This window comes from Agrobacterium deltaense RV3 (assembly GCF_900013505.1).
Lineage (GTDB): Bacteria > Pseudomonadota > Alphaproteobacteria > Rhizobiales > Rhizobiaceae > Agrobacterium > Agrobacterium leguminum.
The window spans coordinates 1,677,509-1,696,269 of sequence record NZ_LT009745.1; the positions used below are offsets into that span (position 1 = coordinate 1,677,509).

General features: G+C 59.4%; 20 protein-coding genes. 13 read left to right on the forward strand and 7 right to left on the reverse strand.

Going from position 1 to position 18,761, the window contains the following annotated elements; translation table 11 throughout:
- Positions 1-28 precede the first annotated feature (28 nt).
- On the reverse strand, positions 29-1,432 hold the full coding sequence (locus AGR7B_RS08445) for an L-serine ammonia-lyase (RefSeq protein ID WP_080856457.1): 1,404 nt from the start codon (positions 1,430-1,432) through the stop codon (positions 29-31).
- Between AGR7B_RS08445 and AGR7B_RS25845 the strand changes: the two genes are divergently transcribed.
- Complete coding sequence (locus AGR7B_RS25845) at positions 1,431-1,697, forward strand: hypothetical protein (RefSeq protein ID WP_162934087.1); 267 nt, start codon at positions 1,431-1,433, stop codon at positions 1,695-1,697. The two genes, AGR7B_RS08445 and AGR7B_RS25845, sit on opposite strands and share 2 nt — an antisense overlap.
- Positions 1,698-2,089: 392 nt before the next feature.
- Complete coding sequence (locus tag AGR7B_RS08455) at positions 2,090-2,440, forward strand: hypothetical protein (protein ID WP_065655212.1); 351 nt, start codon at positions 2,090-2,092, stop codon at positions 2,438-2,440.
- A gap of 9 nt (positions 2,441-2,449) precedes the next feature.
- Here AGR7B_RS08455 and AGR7B_RS08460 read toward each other — a convergent pair whose 3' ends face one another.
- Both AGR7B_RS08460 and AGR7B_RS08465 read right to left on the reverse strand, forming a co-directional pair.
- On the reverse strand, positions 2,450-3,214 hold the full coding sequence (locus tag AGR7B_RS08460; protein WP_080856458.1) for a phosphodiester glycosidase family protein: 765 nt from the start codon (positions 3,212-3,214) through the stop codon (positions 2,450-2,452).
- Positions 3,215-3,320: 106 nt separating this feature from the next.
- Positions 3,321-3,482 (reverse strand): entericidin domain-containing protein, encoded by a 162-nt coding sequence (locus AGR7B_RS08465; RefSeq protein WP_003495552.1) that lies wholly within the window; start codon positions 3,480-3,482, stop codon positions 3,321-3,323.
- 192 nt (positions 3,483-3,674) lie between these two features.
- Between AGR7B_RS08465 and AGR7B_RS08470 the strand changes: the two genes are divergently transcribed.
- Together AGR7B_RS08470 and AGR7B_RS08475 are read left to right on the forward strand one after the other, a co-directional pair.
- Positions 3,675-4,451 (forward strand): formyl transferase, encoded by a 777-nt coding sequence (locus AGR7B_RS08470; RefSeq protein WP_080856459.1) that lies wholly within the window; start codon positions 3,675-3,677, stop codon positions 4,449-4,451.
- A gap of 91 nt (positions 4,452-4,542) precedes the next feature.
- Positions 4,543-5,463 carry a methylenetetrahydrofolate reductase gene (locus tag AGR7B_RS08475; protein WP_080856460.1) on the forward strand — a complete coding sequence of 307 codons (921 nt, stop codon included), beginning with the start codon at positions 4,543-4,545 and terminating at the stop codon, positions 5,461-5,463.
- Between the two features lie 53 nt (positions 5,464-5,516).
- On the opposite strand, the gene AGR7B_RS08480 is transcribed toward AGR7B_RS08475, so the two are convergent.
- Entirely contained in the window at positions 5,517-6,455 is a 939-nt protein-coding gene (locus tag AGR7B_RS08480; RefSeq protein ID WP_020810641.1) for a LysR family transcriptional regulator, read from the reverse strand.
- Positions 6,456-6,581: 126 nt separating this feature from the next.
- On the opposite strand from AGR7B_RS08480, the gene AGR7B_RS26470 reads away from it, so the two are divergent.
- Together AGR7B_RS26470 and AGR7B_RS08490 are read left to right on the forward strand one after the other, a co-directional pair.
- Positions 6,582-6,800, forward strand: a complete 219-nt coding sequence (locus tag AGR7B_RS26470) for a hypothetical protein (protein WP_080856461.1) — start codon at positions 6,582-6,584, stop codon at positions 6,798-6,800.
- A gap of 271 nt (positions 6,801-7,071) precedes the next feature.
- The gene (locus AGR7B_RS08490; RefSeq protein WP_065655157.1) at positions 7,072-8,112 is read left to right on the forward strand and encodes a GlxA family transcriptional regulator; all 1,041 of its coding nucleotides are present in this window, start codon (positions 7,072-7,074) and stop codon (positions 8,110-8,112) included.
- 258 nt (positions 8,113-8,370) lie between these two features.
- Here the strand turns inward: AGR7B_RS08490 and AGR7B_RS08495 are convergent, their stop codons facing one another.
- Complete coding sequence (locus AGR7B_RS08495) at positions 8,371-9,846, reverse strand: NAD(P)H-hydrate dehydratase (RefSeq protein WP_078052689.1); 1,476 nt, start codon at positions 9,844-9,846, stop codon at positions 8,371-8,373.
- Between the two features lie 358 nt (positions 9,847-10,204).
- Here AGR7B_RS08495 and AGR7B_RS08500 point away from each other — a divergent pair, with 358 nt between their 5' ends.
- The 4 genes from AGR7B_RS08500 (at position 10,205) to hspQ (ending at position 13,463) form a co-directional block, all read left to right on the forward strand.
- Positions 10,205-10,543, forward strand: coding sequence for a P-II family nitrogen regulator (locus AGR7B_RS08500; protein ID WP_003515720.1), 339 nt, complete (start codon positions 10,205-10,207; stop codon positions 10,541-10,543).
- A gap of 71 nt (positions 10,544-10,614) precedes the next feature.
- On the forward strand, positions 10,615-12,024 hold the full coding sequence (gene glnA / locus AGR7B_RS08505; protein WP_003523416.1) for a type I glutamate--ammonia ligase: 1,410 nt from the start codon (positions 10,615-10,617) through the stop codon (positions 12,022-12,024).
- A 100-nt stretch (positions 12,025-12,124) separates the two neighbouring features.
- Positions 12,125-13,045, forward strand: coding sequence for a DMT family transporter (locus AGR7B_RS08510; RefSeq protein ID WP_080856462.1), 921 nt, complete (start codon positions 12,125-12,127; stop codon positions 13,043-13,045).
- Between the two features lie 88 nt (positions 13,046-13,133).
- Positions 13,134-13,463, forward strand: coding sequence for a heat shock protein HspQ (gene hspQ / locus AGR7B_RS08515; RefSeq protein WP_003523419.1), 330 nt, complete (start codon positions 13,134-13,136; stop codon positions 13,461-13,463).
- A 92-nt stretch (positions 13,464-13,555) separates the two neighbouring features.
- Here hspQ and AGR7B_RS08520 read toward each other — a convergent pair whose 3' ends face one another.
- Positions 13,556-14,212, reverse strand: a complete 657-nt coding sequence (locus AGR7B_RS08520) for an invasion associated locus B family protein (protein WP_003523420.1) — start codon at positions 14,210-14,212, stop codon at positions 13,556-13,558.
- A gap of 307 nt (positions 14,213-14,519) precedes the next feature.
- Between AGR7B_RS08520 and AGR7B_RS08525 the strand changes: the two genes are divergently transcribed.
- From AGR7B_RS08525 to AGR7B_RS08535, 3 genes are read left to right on the forward strand one after another with little or no spacing between them, the layout of a single operon-like run.
- Positions 14,520-16,367, forward strand: a complete 1,848-nt coding sequence (locus AGR7B_RS08525) for an extracellular solute-binding protein (RefSeq protein WP_080856463.1) — start codon at positions 14,520-14,522, stop codon at positions 16,365-16,367.
- A gap of 45 nt (positions 16,368-16,412) precedes the next feature.
- Positions 16,413-17,081 carry a DsbA family oxidoreductase gene (locus AGR7B_RS08530; RefSeq protein WP_065655161.1) on the forward strand — a complete coding sequence of 223 codons (669 nt, stop codon included), beginning with the start codon at positions 16,413-16,415 and terminating at the stop codon, positions 17,079-17,081.
- A gap of 51 nt (positions 17,082-17,132) precedes the next feature.
- Positions 17,133-18,065 (forward strand): DMT family transporter, encoded by a 933-nt coding sequence (locus AGR7B_RS08535; RefSeq protein WP_080856464.1) that lies wholly within the window; start codon positions 17,133-17,135, stop codon positions 18,063-18,065.
- Positions 18,066-18,123: 58 nt separating this feature from the next.
- Here the strand turns inward: AGR7B_RS08535 and AGR7B_RS08540 are convergent, their stop codons facing one another.
- On the reverse strand, positions 18,124-18,468 hold the full coding sequence (locus tag AGR7B_RS08540; RefSeq protein WP_078052684.1) for a hypothetical protein: 345 nt from the start codon (positions 18,466-18,468) through the stop codon (positions 18,124-18,126).
- Positions 18,469-18,761 lie beyond the last annotated feature (293 nt).

The following is an 18,761-nucleotide window of genomic DNA, read 5'->3' on the forward strand; positions in this document are numbered from 1 at the left end:
TGGCAACCATGCCTGACGCCCTGCCCGCTCAGCACTCCACAACGTTCACGGCAAGGCCGCCGGTGGAGGTTTCCTTGTATTTCTCGCTCATGTCGTTGCCGGTCTGGCGCATGGTCTCGATACAGGCATCGAGCGGCACGAAATGCTGGCCGTCGCCCTTCAGCGCCAGCGAGGCCGCCGTCACCGCTTTCACCGCGCCCATGGCATTACGTTCGATGCACGGCACCTGCACAAGCCCGGCAATCGGATCGCAGGTCATGCCGAGATGATGCTCGAGCGCGATCTCGGCGGCATTTTCCACCTGTTCCGGGGATCCGCCCATGACCGCGGCAAGGCCTGCCGCCGCCATGGCGGAAGCCGAGCCCACCTCGCCCTGACAGCCCACTTCCGCGCCTGAAATCGAGGCATTGTGCTTGATGATGCCGCCGATGGCGGCCGCCGTCAGCAAAAAGTCGCGCACGTCATCGACGCTCGCATCCTCATGGAAATGCCGGAAATATCTGACGGTGGCAGGAACGACGCCCGCCGCACCGTTGGTCGGCGCAGTCACCACGCGGCCGCCGGCGGCATTTTCCTCGTTCACCGCCATGGCGTAAACGCTCAGCCAGTCATTGGCCATGACCGGGTTCAGCCGGTTGCTGCGCCATTCCGCATTCAGCTTCTCGTAAATCGAACGGGCGCGGCGGCGCACCTTCAGGCCGCCAGGCATGATGCCGTCCACCTTCAGCCCGCGCTCGATGCAGCCGTTCATCGCTTCCCAGATCTGGTCGAGACGCTCGTTCAGCTCCTCGCGGGAAACCACCGTCTCCTCGTTGGCCCGCTTCATCTGGGCGATGGTGCGGCCGGAACGGGCCGCCATATCCAGCATTTCCCGCGCGGTGGCGAAGGGATAAGGCACGCGCGGACCGTTATCGATTGTCTTGCCACGCTGCTTGATCGCCTCGAGCTCCGTATCGGTCACGACGAAACCGCCGCCAACGGAATAATAGATGCGCTTGATGAGCAGCCTGCCCTGATTGTCGAAGGCGGAAAAGATCATGCCGTTGGCATGGCCGGGCAGCGGGTTCTTCTTGTCGAAGACCAGATCTTCGGCCGGGCGGAACACATAGGACGGATGGTCGGGCGGCGTCACGGTGCCAGCCTTTTCCACCGTCTCGATAATGGCGTCCATCGCATCGGGGTCGACAATATCCGGCCGTTCGCCGGTGAGGCCGAGAATGACGGCACGCCCGGTGCCGTGCCCGATGCCGGTAAAGGCGAGCGAGCCATGCAGGCTGACATTCAGCTGCGCAACGGCCGCGCCTGCCGGCCGTGGCCACTCATCGCTAAGGATCAGCGCCAGAAAGCGGTTGGCTGCCGTCATCGGCCCCATCGTATGGGAGCTCGAAGGACCGATACCGATCTTGAAGACGTCAAAGACCGAAAGAAACATGAAGTTCGCCTTGAATGAGAATGGATTCCACCACCATCATATCCAAAGCCAAAACGGATCGCCACAAAAGAGCGTCAGCGGTTTGCGCAGCTGCGACATAATTGCCCTCAAACGAAAACAGCACGGTTTCCAAAGGAAAACCGCGCCGTTTCAAAACCCGTCATTCAGGAGAGATGCTTATGGGCTGCCAAAAATGTACGTCAATGCGAGAAAAGCGGCAAAGCCTGCAAGTGCGCGCAAGGTGACGCCCCAGCAGGATTTCTGAGCGGTTTCTTCCATGATTACTCCAGCTATTCACTCTCCGGGCGGTCTTCAAGACCCGGCCCGTTGAGGCAAGCATTTATTAAAATCTGGCGGCGAAGGCAAATGCAAAAAGCGGCTAAATGAAGGCGTTTTCGACAGGCTGCCATTCGCCCCGCGCATAGGTATGTGAAAAAACAAGGTGTTAGCGTGAGGCCCGTATAAGCGCCATTTGGGGCTTCGCCGCAATTTAGGCTAAAGTGTAACCGTTATTTAAAGCTTTCCTACAAACACCTGTTGAAAACCCCGCCGGCCAAACACCTTACGGTCGAATTTCTTGCGCTGAAGCGTCGCGCCTTGAAAGGGCATGACCTGTGGTTTATCGACGATGGCAACGGCAACGATGCGAGTCACCCCATGCAGCAGGCATCCTCCTTCCCCGATCGCGAAACGGTCGCATCGAAACTCACTTCGCTTGCAAGCGAGGATAAAGCCTGGGTGCTGCTGTTGATGGAAAACGCCCTGCAGGACGAGAACCTGCTGGCTGGCCTCAATCTTTATCTCGACCAGCAGACCAATGCCCGCTTCCTCAACAGCCTGAAGCTGGAAACAACCGGCGAATGGCTTGGCGGCAATGCCCCTGCCCGCCTGCAGATCCGCATCATGGAAACCGCAAGGGCGAGCCAGCACCCCGCTTTTCTCGCCTTCCGCAAGGGACTGACGGCATCGGCCGGTCTCGAAAAAGCCTATCCCAAGGCGCCGATCTGATCGTTCAGGCTAATCCGGCACCCTGTCGACAACAGCGATGATCGGCCCCATCAGGAACAGCGAGTCCCGCCTTTTCATTGCGGGAATATCGACGCTGGATATGGTGCCGTCGAGATAGAGCGCATTCGGCGCGTCCAGCACATCCCTGAACAGCGTGGCGAAATCGTAAAAGCGCACGGTATTTTCCGAAATGGCGAAATGCACCATGCCATCGCGGGAAACGCCGACACCGTTGCGCCGCTTCAGGCTGTCGCTATCGGGCAGAAAGCGCGGATGCGGCTTGCCATCGATGACGAGCATCGGCCCGGACTGCGTGGCGAAGTCCGGCTTGAGATCCGCTGCCAGATAGGCCTGCGTTTCCAGCACGCCGGCCGCCGCCCCCTTCAGATAAAACACGCCATTGGGCAGAAGATGAAAATTGCCCCAGCCGCCGCCGGTGCTGATCGGCGAGCGTTCGATGCCATTTTCGATAAAGAGCCCGACGGGGGAATAGTCCGAATGGTACATGCCGCCGTTCATGGCGAAGACGCTGAACATGTGCTGCCGCCACAGCGCCGACGAGAGAGCGGCGAAGGAGCCATATCCCTGGCCGGAGACATGATCGCGGTCGTATATCCGGATGGTGCTTTTTGCCGGGTCGAAACTGCAGACGGTATAACGATCGCCCGCATGGTCCATGATCCTGCAGAAATCCGCCTGCCCGCCGGCCTGAGCCGAAAATGGCAACAGCAATGGCAACAGCAGCTTCGCCAGTCTTTTCATCGATCCGTTCATGCCCGCCCCGTGATTCTCGTACGGGCACATTCGCAGGAAAATTCGGTCAAAGAAAAGGCGTCACCCGTGTTTCAGGATGACGCCGGACCTTTAAGGGGAGATGTCGTCAGCGACGGGCGGCGCGGTCCACATTGCGGCCGGCATCCTGCGTCGCGTCGACGGCGTTCGCCGTGTCACGACCCATGCCGCGAATGGTGTTACCACAGGAGCTCAGGGTGACAACGGTCAACAAAGCCACGAAAACGGTCGAAAGAATGCGTGTGATCATGTGAAACTACTCCCCTATGACTTGCCGTCCAAAGGCAAGTACCGATGTGATATGCGTCACAATAACGTGAGTCCCAAAAATCCGTTCCAGCGGCATTTCAAAAAATCCTGTCGATGAAAATTAACATGGTTTTGAAGTTCACGCGTGAAACTCGGCGTCTGGATCATGGCTTAGGAAAATCCCGTGGGTGATATGACTGACATCAACAATCGGCTTCTGGTGATGACGGCGGGCGGGATGAACCCCAATGTCATGATCAATGCGCTGGCGGCCCGATTTCCCGACATCCATGTTTTCATGGAGCAACCGGAAAGCAAGTCGGTCATTCTCAGGCGGCGCGCGCGACGGCTCGGCTGGCTTGTCGCTGCGGGCCAGATGGCGACGATGATCGCCTCGCGGCTCGGCAAACGCTTCACGGTTCGCAGAAGCGATGCGATCATCGCCGAATACGGCCTTTCTCCAGATCTCCATCACAGTCTCCCCGTCACCCAATTCGCCTCGCTCAACGATGAGGAATGCCGCAAGGCCGCCAATCTGCTGAAACCGGCGGCAATCTTCACCATTTCCTGCCGCCTGCTGACACCGACCACGCTTCAGGCCCTGCAATGCCCGGTCATCAATTTCCACGCCGGTATCAATCCTGCCTATCGCGGGCAGATGGGCGGATACTGGGCGCTGGTCGAAAAAGACCGCGGTAATTTCGGCGCAACCGTGCATCTGGTCGACAAGGGCGTGGATACCGGCGCCACGCTCTACGAGAAGCGGCTGAAACCATCGCCTTCCGACACAATTGCCACCTACCCGCTGCTTTTGACCGCCGCTTCGGTGGATATCGCCATCAGCGCCATCGAGGACGCCCTTTCCGGCAGCCTTGCGCCGCAGCCGCCCTCACCCGGCAAATCGGTACTGCGCTTCCCGCCGACTATCTGGACATGGCTTTGGAACGGCCTGACGAAACGGATCTGGTGAAGCCACGCGTCAAGGGATTGGGGACGAGCTTCGTCGCAGATGCAAGCCTGTCTTGCCGCAACAGGCACAGACTTCGCCGCAAAATAGGTGCATGATAATAAAAAGGATCACGCACAAATTGCCCGATATCTCCACCGCTTCCATCATTCCCGCCTCCATCGAAGCCTCGCCCGCGCAGGTGCTTGGCTCCACCGACCTTGCCGGTCTCTTTCCGCAGGGTGTGCGCGTCTATCTCACTGACACTGGAGCGGCCTCGCAGGAAAGGCTCGTTGAAGCCGCAGGACATTTGCGCGACCTCGGTTATGAGCCGGTGCCGCATCTTGCAGCGCGGCGCATCCCCTCCCGCGCAGCGTTTGAGGAACAGGTAAAACAGCTTGCCGGAGAAGCGGGCGTAACCGATGTTCTGGTTGTCGGCGGCGGCGTCGACCGCCCGGCCGGTCCCTTCGCATCCAGCATGGACATGCTGTCCACCGGCATTTTCGACCGTTGCGGCATGAGGCAGATCGCCATCGCCGGCCACCCGGAAGGCAGCCCGGATTTCAACGACGAAACGGCGATGGCCGCACTCAGGCTGAAACGCGATTTTGCCGAAAGAAGCGATGCCGTTATGCGCATTGTCACCCAGTTCGGTTTCGATCCCGCGCGTTTCATCGCCTGGGCGGAAGGGTTAGCGGCGTCAGGCATCGAGCTTCCGGTGCATATCGGCGTTTCCGGCCCGGCCAAGATCACGACGCTTTTGAAATATGCCGCGCTTTGCGGCGTCGGCAATTCCATCGCCTATCTCAAGAAGAACGCGCTTTCGCTGACGACGCTTGCCAAGGGCCATTCACCGGAAAGCATCGTCGGGCCGATCGAGCGGCACTGGCAGGCCAATCCGCAGGGGCAGATCCGGCAAATTCACGTCTTCCCCTTCGGAGGATTGCAGAATTCGGCCGACTGGCTGGTCAAGCGCGGAAGCTGGCAAACCGGCGCGGTGGACAGTTCGGCATCGCCGGATTCAATGACCGGCTAAAACCGCGATTCTAACGGCGCGACGGGCCACGGCCGCCGCGCACCTCCAATATCTCAGGCCGCCTTGGCGACTTCGACAAAAGCGTTTCGAATGCTTTCAGCCACGGCAAGAACGGGGCGCGACGCCTTGTCACCCATGATCAGGCGGATATCGAAACAGCCAAGTTCCGGCAGGCCTTCCTTGTCGCCCAGAATGACCATGTCGTTCTGCACATAGGATCGCGGCAGCGGCGCGATGGCGAGATCGGCGGCAATCGCCGCGCGCTGCGCCATGGTATGGCCGCTGAGATAGGCCACGCGGAAATTACGGCCGCGCTTTTCCAGCGAATGGATCGCTTCCGAGCGCCAGATGCAGCCCTCTTCCCAGATGGAGATTGGCAGCGGATCGCGCAGATAGGCCGTGCCACACTTTGCACCCGCCCAGACCAGACGCTCGCGCATCAGCACCTCGCCCGTATCCCGAAGGGGATGGGAGGCACAGTTGACGAGGGCAAGATCGAGCCTCTGCTCATCCATGCGCTTATAAAGATTGGAGCTGGAATCGATGGTGACGTCGATCATGATGCCGGGGAAAGCCTCGGCAAAACGCTTGAGAATGCCCGGCAGCAGGCCACGCTCGCCAATATCCTCCGGCGCACCGAGACGGACGACGCCGGAAAGCTCCGGCATGACGAAACGTGACACAGCCTCGTTGGACAGCGCAATCATGCGCCGCGCATAGGTCAAAAGCGTCTCCCCATGCGCCGTCAATGTCACCGAACGGGCATCGCGCAGGAAAAGCGTCGTTTTCAACTGCTCCTCAAGCTTCTTGATCTGCATGGAAACCGCAGACGGTGTTCTGAACACCACTTCCGCGGCGGTGGAGAAATTTCCCGTTTCCGCGATGGCGACGAAGGTTCTCAATATGTCGTTATCCAGCAACGGCAGCGGTTGGCGGAAAGTCACGGTCATGGCACGCACCTTCAAATATTTTGATTTATAGATGGATATCATTTCGTTTGATTGAATGTCAACAAGCGCGCACCATCCGGGACATCGATTGACGGGGCGGATTTAGCCTCGTCGGCAAGCGCATACCGAAGTCGCAAACAGGATCGTGGTTCAGGAAAGGATCAAGACATGACCATGATACATTATCTCCCGGTGACGAACCGTTCCTCACACCGTCCGTCATCAAGCGGCTGGCTTCATCGCCTGTCCGACCATGTTGCCGCCCGTTACGCCGCATGGCGTCGCGAAAAAATGCTTCGCGCACTGGAAGCATTGCCACCTGAAACATTGAAGGATATCGGATGGCCGACGACGGACAACAGCCGCATAAACGTCATCCGCAGATGACATTCAACCGGTGGCCCGCAACGTTTCCAGACGTGCGAGCCATCCCTGCCCGCCCTTCGGATGGAGGGACAAGGGCGTAAAATAGCGTGCCTGTTTTACATGCGACACGCCGCCTTTTTTAAATGCTTGTCGCAAAATTTGCATATTTCAAAAGCGATTTTTTGACAGCCCCGATTCCACGGCGTATTTTTCGTTAAAGATGTCGTAGACAGGACATCCAGAAGACCAATTCCAAGGGAGGAATTGCGTATTCGCAACGGAGCACGGGCAAATGAGCAGAAACTCCCAGAAGAAGCGCTCAATCGTCTTTTTTCTCATTCCGCAATTTACCATGCTGCCATTCGCCGCAGCGGTTGAAACGCTTCGCATCGCCAACCGAATGTTGGGCTATCAGGCCTATGAGTGGCGTCTCTCCTCGCTCGATGGCCAGAAGGTCATGTCGTCAAGCGGCATCTGTCTTGAGCCCGATACCTGTCTTGCCGATGAGCGGCGCTACGTCAACGGCGAAAACCGCCCGGAAATGGCGATCATCTGTTCGGGCATCGATGTGGATCAACACATCAACAAATCCGTCAATGCCTGGCTGCGCGAAGCCTATAATCGCGGCATCGCCATCGGCAGCCTCTGTACCGCCGCCCATATTCTCGCGCAGGCCGGCCTCTTGAACGGCAAGCGCTGCGCGATCCACTGGGAAAACCTGCCCGGTTTTTCCGAGGCCTTCCCGCAGGTGGAAGTCTATGCCGACCTCTTCGAAGTCGATAGCAACATCTATACATGCGCCGGTGGCACGGCCTCGCTCGACATGATGCTGAGCCTGATCGGTCAGGATTTCGGCGAAAACCTCGTCAACCGCGTCTGCGAACAGCAATTGACCGACCGGGTGCGCAGCCCCAATGACCGCCAGCGCCTGCCGCTGCGCGCCCGCCTCGGCGTGCAGAACAGCAAGGTCCTGTCGATCATTGAATTGATGGAAGGTAATCTTGCCGAACCGCTGTCGCTGCTCGATATCGCCGACGCCGCCGATCTGTCGCGCCGGCAGGTGGAGCGCCTCTTCCGCCAGGAAATGGGTCGCTCACCCGCCCGCTATTATCTCGAAATCCGCCTCGACCGCGCCCGCCACCTGCTGGTGCAATCGGCCATGCCAGTGGTCGAAGTCGCCGTCGCCTGCGGTTTTGTCTCCGCCTCGCATTTTTCCAAGTGTTATCGCGAAATCTACAATCGCACGCCGCAGCAGGAGCGCGCCGAACGCAAACTCCTCATCAGCGCATCGCGAATGGCGATGGCGAGCCAGGCAGGCAAGGCTGCGCATTGAATGCGGGCTAATGCCGCAAACGCGACGGAGCTTGTTTCAGGATAAAAAAACGCTCCTCCCTCATGCCGGTCCCCGGAACAAGCCCGAGGATGATCCGGCATCCAGTCACGGCGCGTCTGCGCCGTGAGAAGAGTCTTTCGCGATCAAGGACTTGATCGCGCTGGACTCCGGATCAAGTCCGGGGTGACTGAGTGGGGATGATGGAACTTTGCTAAACCACCGAATCTGTCAGCTGCTAGCAAACACAATCAGACCACTTCACCCAAACGGCCGAACCGCATGGGCAAGGTCTTCCGCCGTCAAGCCGTCGCCTGCCCGGTGGCCCGCCTCGCCATGCAGCCAGACCCCGGCCGCAGCCGCCTCGAAGGCAGGCGCGCCCTGCGCCAGCAGCGCGCCGATGATACCGGCCAGCACATCGCCTGATCCAGCTGTCGCAAGGCTCGCGGGAGCATTGGTGTTGACCAGCGCCCGGCCATCCGGCGCTGCAATCACCGTATCCGCGCCCTTATAGACCAGCGCGGCGCCGCTGCGGGCCGAGGCGACCTGCGCCTTCTCGACTTTGCTCAGCATCTTGTCGGCGGCAAGATCGGGAAACAGTCGCGCAAATTCGCCCTCATGCGGCGTCAGCACGAATTTGCCTGTGCCCGACGTGACACGCGCAAACAGGGCATCCCTGTGATCCCTGAAAGCCGTGATCGCATCGGCATCCAGCACGACCGCCTTATCTCCAAGCAGAGACACGAAGTGGCGCGCCTTTTCGAGGTCGCCGAAACCCGGGCCGAGAACGAAAGTGCCATGACGCCCATCGTCCAGCCACGACCGCAGATCGTCGGCATCGTCCACCGGTGCGTTCATCACCGCCGTCAGCGTGACGGAGAGCACATCGAGCGCTTGCCTAGGCGCAGCGATGGTGACGATCCCCGCTCCCGCCTTCAGTGCCGAAAGCGCGGTCATGCGGCTTGCGCCCGTCGCATGTGCCGGGCCGGAAAAGACGGTCAGATGCCCGCGACGGAATTTGTGGGTTTCCATATCGGCGTGAGGCAAGGCATCCCGCCAGATCAGCGGATCATTTTCCGCCACCGATCCCGCATGGGCGTCAAGGATGCGGGACGGAATGCCGATATCGAACACCTCGAGCGTTCCACAAAGCTCCCGCCCCGGCATCAGCAGATGACCCGGCTTGCGCGCCATGAAGGTCACCGTCCGCTCCGCCCTGAACGATGCGCCGAGAGGCACGCCCCGCCTGCCGCAGAGGCCCGAGGGCAGGTCGACGGCGAGAACCGGCACCTTCGCCCGCGTGACCGCCTCAATCACTCGAATAAGCTCCTGCGGAACATCGCGGGACAATCCGGCCCCGAACACCGCATCGATCACCACGTCGCCGGCAAGAGGCGCATAGCCATCAAGCGGCAGCGGCGTCACGCCGCTCCGCTCGAATGCCGTCCGTGCATCGCCACTGAGCGCACCGACATCGCCGAGATGATAAACCGCGACGACCGCCCCGCTCTGCAAAAGCGCCCGCGCCGCCACATAACCATCGCCGCCATTGTTGCCGCCGCCACAGAGCACGACAAAACGCTGCGCCTGCGGATAGTGACGCAGCGCCGAGGCCACAACGGCCTGCCCCGCCCGCTCCATCAGGTCATAAAGAGGAATGCCGGATTGCCCGGCCGCCGCATCGATGCGGGCCATGGCAACAGGGTCGATCAGGAAGAGGCGCGGAAGGGATTTCATGTCCCGATCATCCCTTCAAAACGCCGGAAAGGCAATCGATACAAAAATAAGCAAATTGTCATGTCTAAATAATAGACAAATGCATAAAATATAAACAAAAGGCCATTCCCCTGTTCGCACCTTTCCAAATATTCAAATCAACTAAAATAATACAAATTCACAGAAATGCTGATGGATTTTTCGGGTTTCCGCGAGAAATTGGCTGGAAAAGCGCAAAAAGCGAATGCATTTTGTGTCGGAAAGCCGGGGGATCGAAGTTTTTTCTTCAAGCCCGCTTCCGATCTGGCACAATACGTGCATTCTTGTGGCAGAGCGGGAGTTACCTGCTTTAACGGGAGAAGCGGAGAGATATTTTCTCATGAAAAAGATCGAAGCGATCATTAAGCCTTTCAAGCTCGATGAAGTGAAGGAAGCCCTTCAGGAAGTCGGACTTCAGGGAATCACGGTCACGGAAGCAAAAGGCTTTGGTCGTCAGAAGGGCCACACGGAACTCTACCGCGGAGCAGAGTACGTCGTGGACTTTTTGCCGAAAGTGAAAGTCGAAGTCGTATTGGCGGATGAGAATGCGGAAGCCGTCATCGAGGCGATCCGCAATGCGGCGCAGACAGGACGTATCGGCGACGGAAAGATTTTCGTTTCCAATGTCGAGGAAGTCATCCGCATCCGTACCGGTGAAACAGGCGTGGACGCCATATAATCAAGAACGTCCCGAGCCGGGGAGGCTTGGGTTTTCACCTCGTCATCATCACACTCAAGGAAAACGTTTAAATGACGACCGCAAACGATATCTTGAAGCAGATCAAGGATAACGACATCAAGTTCGTGGACCTGCGCTTTACCGACCCCAAGGGCAAGCTGCAGCACGTCACCATGGATGTTGTCTGTGTGGACGAAGACATGTTCGCCGATGGCGTCATGTTCGACGGCTCCTCGATCGCCGGCTGGAAGGCCATCAACGAGTCCGACATGGTGCTGATGCCCGATCCGGCCACCGCCCATATCGACCCGTTCTTCGCCCAGTCCACCCTGGTCGTCCTTTGCGACATCCTCGACCCGGTCTCGGGCGAAGCCTACAACCGCGACCCGCGCGGCACCGCCAAGAAGGCCGAAGCCTACCTTAAAGCTTCCGGTATCGGCGACACCGTTTTCGTCGGCCCCGAGCCGGAATTCTTCGTCTTCGACGACGTGAAGTACAAGGCAGACCCCTACAATACCGGCTTCAAGCTCGACTCCTCGGAACTGCCGTCCAATGACGACACCGACTACGAGACCGGCAACCTCGGCCACCGTCCGCGCGTCAAGGGCGGTTATTTCCCGGTTCCGCCGATCGACAGCCTGCAGGACATGCGCTCTGAAATGCTGACGGTTCTCGCCGAAATGGGCGTGGTCGTCGAAAAGCACCACCACGAAGTGGCTGCCGCACAGCACGAGCTGGGCGTGAAATTCGACACGCTCGTCTCCAGCGCCGACAAGATGCAGATCTACAAGTACGTCGTGCACCAGGTCGCCAATGCCTATGGCAAGACGGCAACCTTCATGCCGAAGCCGATCTTCGGCGACAACGGCTCGGGCATGCACGTTCACCAGTCGATCTGGAAGGGCGGCAAGCCGACCTTCGCGGGTGACGAATATGCCGGTCTTTCCGAGACCTGCCTCTATTACATCGGCGGCATCATCAAGCACGCCAAGGCCATCAACGCCTTCACCAACCCCACCACCAACTCCTACAAGCGTCTGGTGCCGGGTTATGAAGCGCCGGTTCTGCTCGCCTACTCCGCGCGCAACCGTTCCGCCTCGTGCCGTATTCCCTTCGGCTCCAACCCGAAGGCAAAGCGCGTCGAAGTCCGCTTCCCGGACCCGACCCAGAACCCCTATCTCGGTTTTGCGGCCATGCTGATGGCCGGTCTTGATGGCATCAAGAACAAGATCCACCCCGGCAAGCCGATGGACAAGGACCTTTACGACCTTCCCGCCAAGGAACTGAAGAAGATCCCGACCGTCTGCGGTAGCTTGCGCGAAGCGCTGGAAAGCCTCGACAAGGATCGCAAGTTCCTGACCGCCGGCGGCGTGTTCGACGACGACCAGATCGACTCGTTCATCGAGCTGAAGATGCAGGAAGTCATGCGTTTCGAAATGACCCCGCATCCGGTCGAATTCGACATGTACTACTCGGCCTGATCGGCCTTTGGAGCGCTCCCATCGGGGCGCTCCATCCATTCCGGCGGTTTTCCCTGGAAAGCCGCCGTTTTCTTTTTAAGCCCAGCCATCATTGCGAAGAATGTCGAACAAGCCAGCCTCTCAGCAAACGCGCCTCACGGACTGGCTCATCTTTCTGGCGGTGCCGTTCTTTTTCTCCAGCAATGTCATTTTCGGCCGTGGCGTCGTCGGCGAAGTCTCGCCTTTCATCGCCGCCTTCATCCGCTGGATCGGCTCGACCCTCATCATCGCCCCCTTCATGATCGCCGACTGGCGCAACTGCCTTGCCTTCGTGCGGCGGAAAACGCTGCTCTGGCTCGTCCTCGGCATTCTCGGCATGGGCATCTGCGGCGGCGTGGTCTATTGGGGGCTGACCATGACGACGGCCGCCAACGGCACGCTGATCTACACCACGTCCTCGCTGTTCATCATCCTGTTCCAGCGCGTCTTCCAGGGCCGCCCGATCCGGAAGCTGGAAGTGGCGGGCATGGTCATCGCCTTTGCCGGCGTGGCGGCCATCGTGCTCAAGGGCGATATGTCCGCTCTCTGGCACCTGAATTTCAACATTGGCGATTTCGCGATCCTGACGGCGGCCATCGCCTTTGCGGTCTATTCGCTGCTGCTGCGCGATCCTGCCGCACGGCAGATGGCCTCGTTCAGCCTTTTCGGCCTGATCGCCTTTTCCGGCGCGCTCGTGCTTCTGCCGCCGGCGGCTCTGGAACTGGCGCAGGGCGGCATGTTGCCCGCCACGCCAATGGCCTGGGCCAAGATCGGCGGCATCATCCTGTTTGCCTCACTATTGGCCTTTTATTGCTTCACTCATACGGTGCGCGTCTTCGGTCCCGCCACCGCTGGCGTCACGCTTTACATGATGCCGCCGGTCTCGATCCTCATGGCCACGCTGTTTCTGGGGGAGACTTTCGAGACCTATCACGCCGTCGGCATCGTGCTGGTCACCGGCGGCGTCATCATCGCCACCGCGCCCATCGGCATAAGGCGCTGAACGCGGAAGCCAGACCGGCGCCAAAACCGCTAGGTCTTGATATTTCGCATTCCGATACCACCTAGTATTGGGAAAGGAAGTACATGCCATGAAACAAAGAAACGCAAAATTCACGCTTGGCGAAATCGTCCGCCACAAGGTGTTTCCGTTCCGCGGTGTGGTGATCGACGTGGACCCGGAATATGCCAATACCGAGGAATGGTGGAATGCCATCCCTGCGGAAATCAGGCCGGATCGCGACCAGCCCTTCTATCATCTTCTGGCTGAAAACGAGGAGACGGAATATGTCGCCTATGTTTCCGAACAGAACCTCGTCCACGACGAAAACGAGACGCCGCTCCGAAATCCCAATATCGGCCGCATCTTCGACAAGGCGCCGAACGGCGAATGGCGCCCGAAAATGTCGACGGCGCATTGACGCCCGCCAAATTTCTCCCCTACCTCCCAGGGGCATAAAAAAACCGGTCTGTCGCCAGACCGGTTTTCCTGTTTTTGGAGCTTACGCTGCAATCAGGGCTTCGGCGCGCCCTTGGCGGCGTCCTGTGCGGCTTCCAGCTTCTTGCGAGCCTCTTCAGCCTTCTTCTGCATGCCTTCCTGCAGGCTGCGCTGGCTTTCGGCAAGCTGCGACTGGGTGATCGCCGGGCCGTCATAAGCGCCGGTGAAGCCGGAGAGCGCGATCTTGATGGGGTTCGGCGCGCGGCGGAAGTTGATGGAGGTGAAGACCACCTCGCTACCCTTCTTCAGGGAGGCGATCATGGCGTCCGTCAGCGGAACTTCAGCCGTGCACTTGTCAGGAAGGCAAACGGCGTAATCGAGCTTCTGGCCCTTGCCGCCGTCGATCTGCATCATCACGCCCGGAGGAACGAGACGCGCGGTCGGAACGGAGACCTGCAGCAGCTTGCGGTTGACCTTGCCTTCAACGGTGATGAGGCCGACGGCGGTGATCATCTGGCCGTTCTGGGCAAGAACCACGTTCTGCACGACGCAGACATCGTTGTCTTCCTGCTTGGAGCAGGTCTTGAACCAGCCGAGCGGCGGAGCGCCAGCGCCCTGAGCGGCGGGCGCGGCATCCTGCGCCTGCGAGATGGCCGGAGCGGACATTGCGCCGAGAGAAAGGACCAGAGCGGACAGAGCCGTCCGGGTGAATGTGTTTGCCTTGTGCATCATAAGAGTTCCGTCTCCTGAATGTCTGCCAGAACAGAACCGCAAGATCCTGTTCGCCGATGGCGGTATCCTTCTGCCCGTTCAACTGTCGTTTAAATGAGGCAAATGCGTGACCCGTCTCTTCCGGTCCCCCTGTTACATGCCGATCGCGGCGATATCCAGCACTTCTTTAACTTTTTCTTGAGCTGACCCAAGATTTCCCGCCGTTGCATGGGTCATGCAATGTCCGTGTGCTACATATCTGCCAGAATCATGACGATAAACCGGTCAGGTCCACATATCGGACTGATCGTTGAGACAGGATAGTGACATGCGCAACCTTGCGGCCTTCATCCCCGCATTGTTCCTTCTGGGATCATCCCTGCTTCCCGCCGGAACCGCCCTGGCACAGCCGCTTCACGGCATTTCCATGCATGGCACGCCTGCCATGCCGGCAGATTTCCGCCACTTCCCTTACGTCAATCCGGACGTGAAGAAAGGCGGCCGAATCTCCTATGGCGTCGTCGGCACCTTCGACAGCCTCAATCCCTTCGTTCTCAAGGGAATGCGCACTACCGCACGCGGCGTCTGGGACCCGGAATTCGGCAATCTTCTTTACGAACCGCTGATGCTGCGCTCCAGCGACGAGCCTTTCAGCCTTTACGGCCTGCTCGCCGAAACCGCAGAGTGGGATGAGGAGCGCAGCTTCGTCCAGTTCAACCTCAACCCGAAGGCAAAATGGTCCGACGGCGAGCCGGTGACCGCAGATGACGTCATCTTCACCTTCAATCTCCTGAAGGAAAAAGGCCGCCCGCCCTTCAATACCCGTCTGGACGGTGTGGCGAAGCTGGAAAAGATCGGCGATCGCAGCGTACGTTTCACCTTCAATGACAAGGCGAACCGCGAAACGCCGCTCATTCTCGCCTCCTCCACCCCGATCCTGCCGAAACATGCGATCGATCCGGAAAAATTCGAGCAGGCGGGCCTCGGCCCGGTCGTCGGCTCAGGTCCATACCGAATCAAAACCCTGCGGCCGGGCGAACGAATCATCTGGGAGCGGAACCCGGACTATTGGGGCAAGGATATTCCCGGCAAGGTCGGCTTCGATAATTACGACGAGATCAGCGTCACCTATTTCCTTCAGGTCACCACCATGTTCGAGGCCTTCAAGAAGGGTGATATCGACATTTATCCTGAAGGCGACGCCATCAACGGCACTTCCGATACCTCCCACTGGGGACAGGCTTACAATTTCCCGGCCGTCCATCGCGGCGATATCGTCAAGGACGTCTTCCAGCCGCGTCTGCCCACCGGCATGTTCGGCCTCGTTTTCAACACCCGCCGCGCCGTCTTCGCCGACGAAAAGGTGCGCGAGGGCCTGTCCTATGCGCTCGATTTCGAATGGATGAACAAGAACATCCTCGGCGGGTCCTTCAAGCGCACGCAGAGTTATTGGCAGAACTCCCCGCTCGGGGCCTACGGCAATGCCGCAGACGAGCGCGAGCTTGCCCTGCTTGGCGACGCGGCGAAATCCATGCCGCCGGAACTGCTGGCGGGAACCTATGCCATGCCGACCACCGATAGCACCGGCGCGGACCGCAAAGTTCTGAAAATGGCCGTCGACAAGCTGAAAGAGGCTGGCTACAGCATCAAGAACGGCAGGATGTCCGACGCCAACGGCCGTCAGCTTGCCTTCGAAATCATGACCCAGAACCCGGCGCAGGAGCGCATCGCGCTTGCCTATCAGCGTTCGCTCAACCTGATCGGCGTCGCCATGGGCATCCGCTCGGTCGATGACGGGCAATATCAGGCCCGCTCGAACAGCTTCGACTATGACATGATCATCCGCTCCCTGCCCTCCTCGCTCTCACCGGGCATGGAACAGCTCAACCGCTGGAGTTCGCTCTCGCGGGATGCGCAGGGCAGCTTCAACTATGCGGGTGCTGCAAATCCCGATATAGACCGCATGATCGAGGTCCTGCTGCAGGCAAGGTCGACGGAGGATTTTCAGGCGGCGGTGCGCGGTTACGACCGCCTTCTCGTTGCCGGCCACTATGTCATTCCGCTCTATTATATCGGCGCGCAATGGGTGGCCCGCTGGAAATATATCGACCGCCCGGATATGACGCCGATATCCGGCAATCAGAAACAGACCTGGTGGGATGCGCGGGCGCAATAAACCGCACCGCACCCATCCCCGGCAGAGAAAAGGGAAGATAAAACCATGGAACGCATCGTTGTCGACGTCGTATCGGATATGGTCTGCCCGTGGTGTTATCTCGGCAAGGCAAGGCTCGATCTCGCCATTGCCGAGGTGCAGGACGAAATCAGCGTCGACGTGAACTGGCGTCCATACCGCCTCAACCCGGATTACCCGCCTGAAGGCGTCGACCAGAAAGCCGCTCTCGAGGAAAAGCTCGGCAAGGAACGCCTCGAACAGGCGCATGCCACGCTGGTACAGCTCGGCAGGGAAGTCGGCATCAATTATGATTTCGATGCGATCAAGATCGGCCCGAACACGCTCGATGCCCATCGGCTGTCGCTCTGGGCGCATTCCGAAGGCCGCGACGTCCAGGAAAAAGTCGTCACCGCCCTGTTCAAGGCCAATTTCGAGGAAGGGCGCAACATCGGCGATCACGCGGTTCTGACCGATGTGGCCGAAAAATCCGGCATGGACGCCAAGGTCGTGGCGCGGCTTCTTGCCTCCGACGCCGACAAGGACACCGTCATCGCCGAAATCGATGCGGCGCAGCAGATGGGCGTCGCCGGCGTGCCCTTCTTCATCATCGACCAGAAATACGCCATAAGCGGTGCACAAACGCCGGATGTATTGATTGCTGCACTGCGGGATATTGCAAAAATCAAGGCGGACGAGCATAGATCGATGAACTGACGGTCAAACCACCGGCAGTTTTCATCAACTCGATTTTTCGCCGGTGTTTCCGTGTCCGACCAGACCCTGAAAGGCATTCTGCTCGCCTTTGCCGCCTTCGCTGCCTACGCCTGGAGCGATGCAAGCGTTAAACTTATAGAAGGCCAGATTTCACCGATCGAATCGGCCTTCTTCGGCGCCCTTTTCGGCCTCGTCGCCCTTCCCTTCATCCGCAAGCGCAATGATCACTGGGTGGACGTGGTGAAGACGACGAACCGCCCTTTGTGGATCATCCGCTTTTTTGCGGCCGGCACCGGCGCAGTGGGCAGCGTGACCGCTTTCACCCATCTTTCCATGGCGGAAGCCTTCGCGCTGATCTTCCTGCTTCCTTCCTTCGTCACCATCATGTCGGTGGTGTTCCTGAAGGAACAGGTGGGCATCAAGCGCTGGTCGGCCGTCATCATCGGTTTCCTCGGCGTGCTGGTCATCCTGCGTCCGGGCTTCCGCGAACTCGGCATCGGCCACCTCGGCGCCATCATCGGCGGCTTCAGCGGTGCGCTCAGCATCGTCATCTTCCGCGCCATGGGACCGTCGGAAAAGAACGTCTCGCTTTATGGTGCCGGCGTGCTCGGCTGTCTCACCATAAGCGGCATCGCCATGGTGCCGACTTTCGTCATGCCAGCGGGCGAGCAATGGCTGCTGCTGGCGGGATATGGCCTGCTCGGCGCGCTTGGCAACGTGCTGGTCATGTATGCCGCCCAATATGCGCCCGCCGCCATGATCGGCCCGACGCAATATAGCCAGATGCTCTGGGCCATCCTGTTCGGTTACCTGATTTTCGGCGACCGTATCGACGGTTGGATGCTGGTCGGCATCGCCCTCATCGTCGGCTCCGGCCTGTTGACGCTGATCCGCGAGAAGCAGAGAAAGGTGCCGCTGCCCGCTTCGATCGCTGCCACCGACCAGAACGTTGCCGTCGGCATCACGCCGGAAGACGGGCGCTGAAGCCCAACGAATGCGAAGAACCGGCAACGCGTATTCGCGTCGCCGGCATGGCATTCGATCAATCACAAACCCTGACCCGATACATATCGCCCCAGGCGTTCTGCCTCCACGCCACGTGGCAGCGCGGGTAGGCCGGCTGGTAAACAACCGGCGGGCCATAAGCCGGGGAAGCGTAAACAGGCGGACCGTAGTCAGGCGCGTAATAGGCGGGGCCGTAAGCATAACCCGGGTGTCTTGCACCCGCAATCAGCGCTCCGCCAATGATCGTGCCGGCAATGCCGGCGGCAAGGCCGCGGCCGAAATTATTGCGCGCTTCCGCCTGGCTGGTGGTGGCAATTGTGGTGCCCGCAATTGTCAAGGCAACCAGACCAGCGGTGGCAAACCTGTTAATGTTGGTCCACATCGTCCTGCTCCTTCATCACCCGGCGGCATCTACCGATCCGCCGCACCGGGTATGAAGCTTAGACTACGCCCGCGAAGACTACCGGCGCATGTCCGTTTGGTTACATCGTGGTAATTTTTGCTGAGCCTTGCGGGTTGGATTTTTCGGGGATTGGCCATTTGTTAGCAGGCCGAGGGTGGGTGGGGCTTTACCCCCCTCTGCCCTGCCGGGCATCTCCCCCTCAAGGGGGGAGATCGACAGGACGATCTCTCGCCGCTTCATTCTCGACCGTTAAGATAGTCGAAACCCCGCCG